12 protein-coding genes are annotated in these 10,838 nt (G+C 65.8%); 6 read left to right on the forward strand and 6 right to left on the reverse strand.

The features are described from left to right. The first annotated feature begins 23 nt into the window (after window positions 1-23). From chrA to M9945_RS16610, 6 genes are all read left to right on the forward strand, one after another. Complete coding sequence (chrA, locus tag M9945_RS16585) at window positions 24-1,223, forward strand: chromate efflux transporter (RefSeq protein ID WP_367929612.1); 1,200 nt, start codon at window positions 24-26, stop codon at window positions 1,221-1,223. Between the two features lie 597 nt (window positions 1,224-1,820). Beyond that, window positions 1,821-2,210 (forward strand): thermonuclease family protein, encoded by a 390-nt coding sequence (locus M9945_RS16590; protein WP_367929613.1) that lies wholly within the window; start codon window positions 1,821-1,823, stop codon window positions 2,208-2,210. 95 nt (window positions 2,211-2,305) lie between these two features. Further along, entirely contained in the window at window positions 2,306-3,307 is a 1,002-nt protein-coding gene (locus M9945_RS16595; RefSeq protein ID WP_367929614.1) for a hypothetical protein, read from the forward strand. Beyond that, complete coding sequence (locus M9945_RS16600) at window positions 3,298-4,191, forward strand: hypothetical protein (protein ID WP_367945466.1); 894 nt, start codon at window positions 3,298-3,300, stop codon at window positions 4,189-4,191. Before M9945_RS16595 ends, M9945_RS16600 begins: the two co-directional genes overlap by 10 nt. A gap of 38 nt (window positions 4,192-4,229) precedes the next feature. Next, on the forward strand, window positions 4,230-4,532 hold the full coding sequence (locus M9945_RS16605; RefSeq protein WP_367929616.1) for a DUF1778 domain-containing protein: 303 nt from the start codon (window positions 4,230-4,232) through the stop codon (window positions 4,530-4,532). 3 nt (window positions 4,533-4,535) lie between these two features. After that, entirely contained in the window at window positions 4,536-5,048 is a 513-nt protein-coding gene (locus tag M9945_RS16610; RefSeq protein ID WP_367929617.1) for a GNAT family N-acetyltransferase, read from the forward strand. Between the two features lie 56 nt (window positions 5,049-5,104). On the opposite strand, the gene M9945_RS16615 is transcribed toward M9945_RS16610, so the two are convergent. From M9945_RS16615 to M9945_RS16640, 6 genes are all read right to left on the reverse strand, one after another. Next, entirely contained in the window at window positions 5,105-5,383 is a 279-nt protein-coding gene (locus M9945_RS16615) for a hypothetical protein (RefSeq protein WP_367929618.1), read from the reverse strand. Window positions 5,384-5,540: 157 nt separating this feature from the next. Continuing rightward, the gene (locus tag M9945_RS16620; RefSeq protein ID WP_367929619.1) at window positions 5,541-6,782 is read right to left on the reverse strand and encodes a tyrosine-type recombinase/integrase; all 1,242 of its coding nucleotides are present in this window, start codon (window positions 6,780-6,782) and stop codon (window positions 5,541-5,543) included. Between the two features lie 157 nt (window positions 6,783-6,939). After that, entirely contained in the window at window positions 6,940-7,617 is a 678-nt protein-coding gene (locus M9945_RS16625; RefSeq protein WP_367945467.1) for a RadC family protein, read from the reverse strand. 46 nt (window positions 7,618-7,663) lie between these two features. Beyond that, window positions 7,664-8,491: a type I methionyl aminopeptidase gene (gene map / locus M9945_RS16630; RefSeq protein WP_367945468.1), complete on the reverse strand. Its 828-nt coding sequence runs from the start codon at window positions 8,489-8,491 to the stop codon at window positions 7,664-7,666. 54 nt (window positions 8,492-8,545) lie between these two features. After that, complete coding sequence (locus tag M9945_RS16635) at window positions 8,546-9,361, reverse strand: 2-keto-4-pentenoate hydratase (protein WP_367945469.1); 816 nt, start codon at window positions 9,359-9,361, stop codon at window positions 8,546-8,548. A gap of 5 nt (window positions 9,362-9,366) precedes the next feature. Then, window positions 9,367-10,815, reverse strand: a complete 1,449-nt coding sequence (locus M9945_RS16640) for an aldehyde dehydrogenase family protein (RefSeq protein WP_367945470.1) — start codon at window positions 10,813-10,815, stop codon at window positions 9,367-9,369. Window positions 10,816-10,838 lie beyond the last annotated feature (23 nt).

The raw sequence follows: 10,838 nt of genomic DNA on the forward strand, positions 1-10,838 counted from the left end.
AACCAACCAACGAGGTCTCCTGAATGGATCACAGCCCGCCACAGTCACAGGCAAGCGTTTCCGAGGTATTCCGCGTCTTCCTGAAGCTGGGGCTCACCTCCTTCGGCGGACCGATTGCGCATCTGGGCTATTTCCGCGACGAGCTGGTGACGCGCAGAAAATGGCTGAGCGAAAGCGCCTATGCCGATCTGGTGGCGCTATGCCAGTTCCTGCCCGGTCCGGCCTCAAGCCAGGTTGGCTTTGCGCTTGGTTTGACGCGAGCGGGATGGCTCGGCGCGCTTGCAGCATTCCTTGCCTTCACCCTCCCATCGGCATTGATCCTTCTCGCGCTCGCTATGACAGCTACGCGGCTGGAAGGCCCGCTTGCGCTCGGCGTCCTGCATGGTCTTAAGATCGTCGCCGTCGCCATAGTTGCGCAGGCCGTATGGGGCATGGCGAAAAACCTCTGCCCCGACAAGGAGCGCGCCACGATCGCGGTCGTAGCCGTGCTTCTGCTTGCCTGGGCGCCAGGCGCCATCGGAATGATGGCGGCCATACTGCTGGGCGCATTGGCCGGGCTGGCTCTTGGCAAAGGACAGGTCACGATTGGCGAGCATCTGCCTGTGCCGGTTTCGCGGACAGCCGGACTGACGGCCTTTGCGCTGTTCGCTGTCTTGCTGATCGGTCTCCCGCTCCTCGCCGGACAGGCTCAGGGGTGGGCGCTTGCGGACAGCTTTTATCGTGCTGGCTCGCTTGTCTTTGGTGGCGGACATGTCGTCTTGCCGCTGTTGCAGGCAGAAACGGTCGCGTCGGGTTGGGTGTCCGAAGATGCGTTCCTCGCGGGCTATGGCGCGGCGCAGGCAGTGCCGGGGCCACTGTTCACCTTCGCGGCCTGGATCGGGGCGGTCATGGGACCGCAGCCGAACGGCGTAGCCGGTGCCGCAATCGCTCTTGCCGCACTTTTCCTGCCGGGCTTCCTGATCCTGATCGGGGCGCTGCCCTTCTGGGATCAGTTGCGCCGCACAACATGGGCGCAGTCGGCCATGCAAGGCGCCAATGCCGCCGTCGTCGGAATCCTCGGCGCAGCGCTTTATTCGCCTGTCTTCACCAGCGTGATCGGCAGCATGCCGGACTTCGCACTGGCCTTGATTTGTTTCGTGGCGCTGATCGCCTGGAAAGCTCCGCCATGGGTTGTCGTATTGTTGGCGGCCGTGGGCGGAGTTGCCCTTGGCTTGGTGACGTAAGGCGGTTTCGAAAAACTATCGGGCTCACTCTGTCAAACCCAAGGTAGCACGAAGCTGAATTGAGTCGCGCCGCGCCACCGCTAGAGGGCGAGATCCAAGCCCAGCGACATCAGAGCGAGTTTCTGCACAGCCTGGGGGGTTTCCCCCGCAGAAGGGGGTGCGTCGGCAACGAAGTGCCGACCAGGGGGAAGACTTTCCCCCCCGTTCCCTCCCGCCGCCGATCCGTGTTTCCGCCGACCCGCATCTCCGGCAAGCCCCCCCATGCGGCCCCGCGCATCCGTCTCCGTTCCGGCCCTAACCGGCGTCCCTCGAAACGGAACCCTAACCGCGTTAGACTGGCGGTCATGTGCAACGCTTACGAACAGCATGTGAAGTGGCAAGACTATGTGCGGATGATGCAGGCGCTTGAGCTTGGCATCCCCACGCAGCAATCCGAGCTCGACCTGCCGGAAGCCGACGAGATCCGCATCAACCAGATGGGTCCGGTGATGCGGGCGACGGCGAACGACAATGAGATCGAGCTGGCCCCGATGAATTTTGGGTTTCCTTCCGAGCAACCGAAGCGTGGTATGCGTCCGCTGGAGGAGGGGCGGGGCGATGAACAGCCATATCATCGTTCAGATCATGCTCTGCGCGCTCGCCTGCGAGCCGGCGGAAATCCGCGTCTGGGACGGGGATTCGCTGCGGCTCGGGATGACACACCAAGCCGAGGCCGTGAGGATCTTCAACATCGACGCGCCTGAGATCGAGGGAGGCTGCACGGAAGAGCGCGCGCTCGCCCAACGTGCGAAGGCGCGGCTTGCCGAGTTGCTCGATGGCGGCCGGATCGAAATTCTTCGCCAGGGCGCCGACCGCTACGGCCGCACGCTGGCGGCGGTTCGCGTCGACGGCGTGGATGTGGGCGACCAGCTCGTCCGCGAGGGGTTGGCGCGGACCTGGGCCGGGCGTCGTGAGCCGTGGTGCGGCGGCGACGGCTCCATTCTCTAGGAAGACCCGACGACCCTGGCGTTAGGCCGGGCTGGAGAACCGGGCTATACTGGCGCGCGGAACCGTGCGCAGTTCGACCGGGAGGGGCAGCGAGAATGGGGATCGAGGGCCGATTGACTATCGCGCTGCGGCTTGCCGCGCTGGCGTGCTGCCTTCCGACGACGGCCACGGCCGAAGAGAACCTCGGATGGCATGGCGACAAATGGGAGCGCGGCGCATCGCTGTTCTACGGCGTCCCGCAGACCGACCACGCACCCCTTTCCTTTGCCTGCCCGGAGGGTGGCAGCGAGCTTGTCTTCACCTTCGCCTTCGCGCCGATCAACGCGGTCGATGGCGTAAAGGTCGAAGTGCTGCTCGAAGCCGGCGACATTTCCGTGCCGATCGCCACGACCGGCGCCCGGATCGAGATGGACGACAGCTTCATCCTCGAAGGCCGGACGCCGCTCGATGCCCGGCTTATCGACCTCCTCGGTTCGGACGGCATGCTATCCGTCTTCGTTGAGGACGGTGCCGAGGAATATCCGCTCGACGGCGCGCGCGAGGCGGCGGCGGCTTTGATCGAAACCTGCACCGATAAGGCGGCGCGAGCGGTGACACCTGAAACCGCGCAATGCGACCTTGCCGCGTGGGTGATGAAGGGCGCGCCGCCCGATCTGGCGGTACGCGCGGGGCCGGGGCCGGACTATAAGGCGATTGCCACCGTGCCGCGGCCCTATACCGATGGCGAGGAGATCTATTTCCCCGAAATGGCGATCACTGGCTCCCGCGACGGCTGGTTCCGAATTTCCCGGATCACCACCGAACTCTACGGTGGCTGGCCCACGGACCCGATCGTCACCTTCTCCGGGGAAGGATGGCTGCCCGGCAACGTGCTGCGGACGTGGATCGAGTCGCTGCACCTGTTGGAAAGGCCCTCCCACGATGCCCCGATCGCCTATACCGTGGGGACGGCAAGCGGAATATCCGACGGCTTCCGCATCGAGACTTTCCATGCCTGTGACGGTCCATGGGTCGAGGTCGAGGGAAGCTATCGCGGTGAGAAGGCGCGAGGCTGGGCAATGGACATCTGCGCGAGCCAGGTGACGACATGCCCGTAGGCCGAGCCGCTTCGACCATCGCTCTGTCGCGCATGGCGCTAGTCGGACTGGCGATTTGCTGGATACCCGTCGAGCGCGCCTACGCCGAGCCGGTCTTGCATCCCGACCTCACGGATCTCGTCGGCGGCGGCGAGGACGTGACCTTTGCCGACCTCGTTCGCCTCGTCGTGCCGGGGACCGCGGGCAACGAGACGATCGACGTCAGGGACATCGGCAGCACGGAGGTCGAGGATATCGAACCGGCGTCGGCGGCCGCTCCACGGCTTTCGGCCGTGCCGGTTCGCTCCGGCGGGCTGGACCGGATGGCCGTGCTGCTGAATTTCGGCAGCGGAAGGGATGTGGTCGGCCTTGCCATTCTCGCCCTCTTCGACGTGTCAGGCGAGCCAAGGCTTCTCGACGCCGCCAATGTCGCCAGTGGCGACGGGACCTCCTTCCTCGATCCCGCCCGGCTGCCGGTCGGTATCGGCGACGATCTGCTGGCGATCCAAAGCACGCATTGGAACTCCAGTCAGGGCTATACGACCGTGCCGCTGGTTCTCGTGCGCAACGACCGGCTCGAACTGGTCGATTCGATCTTCGCGTTCGACGAAAACCTCTGCGCCTTCGAGCGAGCGCAGCAGCCCGAACTGCGGCGCGAGGCAGGCGAGCCGTTCTCGGACATCGTGGCGAGCGTGACCGAGCGGACGACGCTCTCGGGGGAGGACTGCGGCAACGGCGCGGTTCCCGAAGCCGGCACGCGCACGATCACCGTGCGCTACCAATGGGATGCTGGCGCGCAACGCTATGTTCCCGATTCCGACGCCTTCGACGTGCTGGCGCGCGAGAGCGAGGGGCGTTTCTCACGACGCCATGCCGTTCGCCCGGCGACGACGCTCTTGAAATGACCGGCCAATGGCCGTACATTTCGGCAAGGAGTATGACCATGGCGACATCTGCATTGAACACCCCGCGCAGCCGCGCCCGTGCCGAGCGGCTGGAGACTCGCATGACGGCCGAGCAAAAGCGCTTGGTCGAGCACGCTGCCGCGCTTCAGGGTCGGACCGTGACCGATTTCGTTCTGACCAGCGTGCAGGAAGCGGCGCGCCGCGCCATCGAGGAGCATCAGAGGCTCGATCTGAGCCTGCGCGACAGCGAGGCGTTCGTGGAAGCCCTGACCAATCCGCAGCCGGTGAACGACCGCCTGCGCGACACCGTGCGCCGATACCGGCAGGCAACCGGCGCCTGACCTGTGGCGGGGAAGGATTGGGGCAATCTGCGGGTCGAGCTGCTCGGCCAGCAGCATGACCGCGCCGCTTTCGAGAGCGGCGTCGAGCCGCTGGATCGGTATTTCCGCACCCAGGCCGGGCAGGATGCCCGCAAGCACATGGCGGCTCCCTTCGTACTGGTGCTGCCTGACGGGACGGTGGGTGGATATTACACGTTGTCGGCGATGGCGGTGAATGTCGGGGAATGGCCGGAGGCGACCGTCCGCAAGCTGCCCCGCTATCCGCTCATTCCCGCGACGCTTCTCGGCCGGCTGGCGGTTGATCGGCGCCATCAGGGGCGCGGATACGGCCGGTTTCTGCTCGCCGATGCGCTCTATCGCGCCCTGCGCAGCGAGGTCGCTTCTTTCGCGGTCATCGTCGACGCCAAGGATGAGGCGGCGCGCCGGTTCTATGAACGTGAGAGCTTCCTGCCGTTTCCAGATCGGCCGCTCATGCTGTTTCGGCCGATGGCGGACATCGCCGCACTATTCCGGTAGCTGATTGATCCGTGCCAGCGACCAACAGGATCGTGGCGGGAAGAATCTCGGTCGCGTCAGCGGGACGGGCTATCGCTGACTTCCCTGTCAGCGATCTCCTGGACGGTTTTCAGATCCATCTCGACATCGGGAGAGAGCCGCGCGACCTCGGCCGCGACCTTGGCCCAATGCCAGAAACCACGCCGATCATGCAGCGTGCGGCAGCGTGCGGCGCGGCGCTGCGCTTCGTAGTAGGCGTGGTGGCCGTGGCTCTGGAGCACGGCGTGAGCGTCGCGCTGCCAGCGTCGCCGGATTTCCCGCCGCTTCTCGATCCAGTCCGTGAGGACGCGCAGCATCGCCTTGACGTCGCCTTTGCCCAGGTTGCGCCGGCACGCGATTGTGTCCGGGTTCCAGTTATATAGCAGACCTTGTTCAAGATGTGAGGAAAGAAAGCCTGAGCAGTAACTGCCGATGGCATCCCGGCTGGTCGGGATGCCATCGGCGGTTTAGTGGTTATGCCACGAGCTTGAGGCGCTTCTTGGCGAGCATGAACCGGACGAACTTGTCCCACTTTGCCATCCCGGCACGCTTTTCGTTCATGTAGTTCCAGCGATCGTAGTGCTTCGAGCTGACGTCCTGTAGCGTGTGGTTCTGGATGCGATCTCGGATTTCCTTGGAGATTCCGGCCTTGCCTGCAAGCGTCTTCCACGTCCGGCGCAAATCCCGATTGGTGACGTAGGGGATCACTTCCCGGTCTCGCTGACGCCACATGAATGAGTAGAGGGTGCCTGCGCTGACAGGCTTGCTCGGGTCCATCGCGGATGGGAAGAACCAGCCATATTCGTTGACATTGATGGACTCGATGATTTCGGCGGCGATCTTCGGCACCGGGATCGCATGCGGCTTGCCGTTCTTGGTCTTCGACCAGTCGATAATGCGCTCCTTGGCGTCCCATTGGTCGATGTGGAGCCGGGCGATCTCCTCGACACGTTGGCCGGTAAGCATGAGAACCCTGACGGCGCGCGTATAGGGCGGGTGGACAGGCGTATCGGGATACTCCAACCAGCGATAGAGGCGAACGAATTCCTCCTCGTCCAGCCAGCGCGTGCCGACATTCTTCGGCTCGGTCGGGATGCCCGCTGCTGGATTGTAAAAGAGACGGAACCGCCGCGCTGAGGTCGTGCGGTAGTCATGCTCGGATTTCAGACCCCAGCTATAGGCTGACCGGATGTAGGAGCGTACATGATCGGCCATCGACCGCTTTCCGCGCTCGTAGATCGGGCGGATAAGCGCGGTGATCTCGTCCGGCTCGATGTCGCGGGCAGGGCGGTTGCGCCCGAGCGTATCGGCGATCTTGTTCAGTCCCTTCTCCGCCTCCTTCCATGACGGTTTTCCGGCGTCCTTGAGGGCGGCGACATAAGCCTCGAAGAGATCTGCGACGGTGCCGGGGCGGGTGTCGCCGGCGATCTTGATGCTGCGACCCTTCTGGATCATGCCGGCATAGTCGCGGTTGAATACCTCACGCGCTTGGGCAAGCGTCATCGACGGATACGACCCGAGCTTTTTCTTCATGCGCTTCTTGTCGCGCCATTGCTGCGCCATCCAGTCGGCGGTGACGCGGGTGGGCATCGGTTTGATGACGAGGACGAGGCGGCCGGTTCCATGGCCCTCCCCGTCGACGAGGTTGAGTTGCTTTCCGGTCTGTTCGACCGTCTTCAGGGTGCGGCGGATTTCTCCATCTGTAAGGCTTGGCACTGGGGTCTCCCATCGGGTTTCGAGTGGGGTCGCGAGACGATTTCATGGGGTCTGCGACTGGGATCAAAAGGGGCGTCAATCCCCCTAAAAACCGACCCCAGTATGCCATGCTATCCCTGACTACGACAAGCCAGAAAATCGTTGTTTCTCAAGGGGATCAGGCGTGACCAAGCGTGACCGAAAAGGGTTGAGTGGGATGGTTGTGGACGAGGATGATCGCGGTCGCCGACACTTCGAGCGCCCGGCGCACCACCTCGCGCGGATAGACCGGCGTGTGGTCGACTGTGCCCGACTGCTGCACCTCGTCGGCGATCAGCACGTTCTTCTTGTCGAGGAAGAGGACACGGAACTGCTCGCGCGGCTCGAACGCCATCGCCGCGCGGCAATAGTCGATGACCTGCGTCCATGAGCCCAGCACCGGCCGCTTGGCGACCTCGCCGCGCGTCATCCGCCGGGCGGCCTCGGCGATCGCCCTGATGTCGAGCGCGGCGATCTCGCCCACGCCCTTGACCTCGCGCAGCAGATGCTCCGGCGCGCCCAGCACCTCGGCGAAGGAGCCGAAGCGCTCGAGAAGCGCCTTGGCGACCGCCTTGGTGTCGGCGCGGGCGATGGAGCGGAACAGCAGGAGCTCGAGCAGCTCGTAATCGGCGAGCGCGGTCGGCCCGGCCTCGCGGAAACGGGCACGCAGCCGCTCGCGATGGCCGTGATAATGCGGCTTTTCCGGCGTTGCCTTCGCTCGCGGGCTTTTTGCATTACGGGTGGGCGGCTGCGGCGCGGAAAGCGGTTTTTCGGCGAAGAAGCCGCGTTCGTCCTCGTCCCCGCCGTCATCCGCCATGCTTTTCACGCTCCCCGCTGCAGGCAGCAAGGATAGGCGGTTCGGATCAGGCCGCAAGCCCCGGCGCGAACAGGCCGGCCGGCGACAGAGTGAAGATCTCGCAGCCGTCTGCCGTGACGCCCACCGTGTGTTCGTACTGGGCGGAGAGCGAGCGGTCGCGTGTCACCGCCGTCCAGCCGTCGGACAGCACCTTCACATGCGGCCGGCCGAGATTGATCATCGGCTCGATGGTGAAGATCATGCCTTCCCGCATTTCCGGCCCCTCGTTGGCGCGGCCGTAATGCAGGATGTTCGGTGCATCGTGGAAGAGGCGGCCGACGCCGTGGCCGCAGAAATCGCGCACCACCGAGCAGCGCTCGGCCTCCGCATGGGCCTGGATCGCCTCGCCGATGGCGCCGGTGCGCGCCCCGGGCCTGACGGCGGCGATGCCGCGCATCAGGCATTCATGCGTCACTTCAAGCAGGCGCTCGGCGGCGCGCTTGATCTCGCCGACCGGATACATGCGGCTCGAATCGCCATGCCAGCCATCGAGGATGAAGGTGACGTCGATATTGACGACGTCGCCCTCGCGCAGCGGCTTGTCGTTCGGAATGCCGTGACAGACGACGTGGTTGATCGAGGTGCAGCTCGACTTGGTGTAGCCGCGGTAGTTCAGCGTCGCGGGCAGGGCGCCGTGGTCCATGCCGAATTCGAACACGAAGCGGTCGATGGCGTCGGTCGCGACTCCGGGCTTGACCAGCGGATAGAGTGCATCGAGGCAGCGCGCCGTCAGCTGGCAGGCCTTGCGCATGCCCTCGAAACCCTCGGGGCCGTAGAGCCTGATCTGTCCGGTGTTGCGCAGCGGCGCGGCGTCCGCGTCGAGATAGGTGACCATGGGGGCTAAGTCCTTGCAGTTCTCGCCCTCATGTCGCACCGAAGCCGGCGCGGTTCAAGAGGCGCGCGCGAAAGTGAGCGTCATTCCCGGCAGCGGCAGGCCGTCGAGCCGCGTCGTCCATGTCTCGCCGTCCTCGACGGGGAAGGCGCGCGTGACGGTTCCGGTGGTGATGAGGTCGTCCGCCTCGATGCCGCGCGCCATCGGCCGCTCGCCGAGCCCGGCGACGAAATTTCGCAACGCCTTGAGCGGCCCGCCGAGCACGTTGGCGGCGACGCCGCGATCCACCGTCTCACCGTTACGCAGCAGCGACATCTCGAAGCGTGCGAGGGAGTCGAGCCATGGCTCGGGGTCGTTAATCGGCGTCAGAGGTCCGCAGACCAGCGCGCCGTGCATCGCGAAGGCCGCCACCGTGTCCGCGGCGCGGAAGCGCCAGCCGGGATAGATCGACTGCACGATCTCGAAGCCGTGGCCGACGGCGTCGACGCAGCCCAGCAACTCCCGCTCGTCCATGCCGGCATGGGGCGGGCGGGCGATGCTTAGGACGATCTCGGGCTCGATGCGCGGCTCGATGAAAGTCGCGGCGTCCAGCCGGGCCGAGGCCGCGCCGCCGTCCGCATGGATCACCGTCCGGTCGTAGATCGGGCCCCAGATCGGGGCATGGACGCCGTATTCGTCCCAGATCGTGCGGTTGGTGAAGCCGAGCTTCCAGCCGGCCGGACGCTCCCCGCGCGCGATGCGGGCGGCCATCACCGCGTCGGAGATGCGGTAGGCGGCGTCGAGGCCGAACCCGGCATCGCTGTCGGTGATCGGCGCCATCGGGCGCTTGCCGTCGAGGGCGGCGAGGATCGTCGCGCCGAGGTCGGCCTCCATGTCCTTCAGGCCCCGTCGACGGGCCAGCCGGAGACGGCCTTGACCTCGAGGAAATCCTCGATGCCGAAGGCGCCGCCCTCGCGGCCGAGGCCGGACTGCTTGTAGCCGCCGAACGGGCTGCCGGGCGCGCGCGACTTGCCGTTGATCTGCACCATGCCGGAACGGAGCTGGCGCGCGACGCGGCGGATGCGCTCGGGATCGCCGCTCTGGATGTAGCTCGACAGGCCGTAGGGCGTGTCGTTGGCGATGCGAACCGCCTCCTCCTCCGTCTCGAACGGGATCATGGCGAGCACGGGGCCGAACACCTCCTCGCGGGCGATGGTCATGTCGTTCGACACGTCGGCGAAGACGGTCGGCCGTACGTAGTAGCCGCGGTTGAAGCCCTCGGGACGGCCGGGGCCGCCGGCGACGAGGCGTGCGCCTTCCTTGATGGCGATCTCGATCAACCCTTGCACCTTGTTGAACTGCGCCTCGGAGACGAGGGGGCCGATATGGTCGCCGTCCTGCGCCGGATCGCCGACCTTGGCCGTCTTGGCGTGTGCGGCCGCGATCTCCACCGCGCGCTCGTAGACCGGCCGCTCGACCAGCATGCGGCTCGGCGCGTTGCAGGACTGGCCGGTGTTCTCGAACATGTGGTCGAGGCCGCGGATCACCGCCTTCTCGACGTCGGCGTCGGCGAAGACGAGGTTGGGCGACTTGCCGCCGAGCTCGAGCGCGACGCGCTTGACCGTGTCGGCCGCGGCCTTGGAGACGGCGATGCCGGCGCGGGTCGAGCCGGTGAACGACATCATGTCGATGTCGGGATGGGCGGACATCGCCTCGCCGACGGTCGGGCCGTCGCCATTGACCAGGTTGAAGACGCCGGCGGGGAAGCCGGCCGCGTCCATGATCTCGGCAAAGACGATGGAGGACATCGGCGCGATCTCGGACGGCTTCAGCACCGCGGTGCAGCCGACCGCGACCGCCGGCACCACCTTCAGCGCCACCTGGTTCATCGGCCAGTTCCACGGCGTGATCAGGCCGCAGACGCCGATCGGCTCGCGCACGATCATCTCCTGCGGGTTGCGCTCGTCGAGCGGATGCTCGAAGCGGAAGTTCTTCAGCGCGCGGATGAAGTTCTTGATGTGGTAGGCGCCGACGGATGCCTGCGATTCCGTCGCCAGCCTGATCGGCGCGCCCATTTCCCGCGAGATCGCCTCGGCCATGTCGGCCATGCGGGCCTTGTAGGCCTCGAGCAGCCGCTCGACGGCAGCGATGCGCTCCTCGTGGCTGGTCGCGGCCCAGGCCGGGAAGGCCCGGCGGGCGGCGGCGACGGCCTTGTCGACATCGGCCTTCGAGCCGAGCGAGATCACGGCGAAGGGCTGTTCGTCGGCGGGGTTGATGACCTCGAATTCGCGCGGGGCGACGGGGGCGACCCACTTGCCGTCGATGTAGAAATCGGTCTTGCGCAGCATGATGCTGTCTCCTCCGGCATTCG

It is taken from the genome of Aquamicrobium sp. (genome assembly GCF_023954335.1).
Classification (GTDB): domain Bacteria; phylum Pseudomonadota; class Alphaproteobacteria; order Rhizobiales; family Rhizobiaceae; genus Aerobium.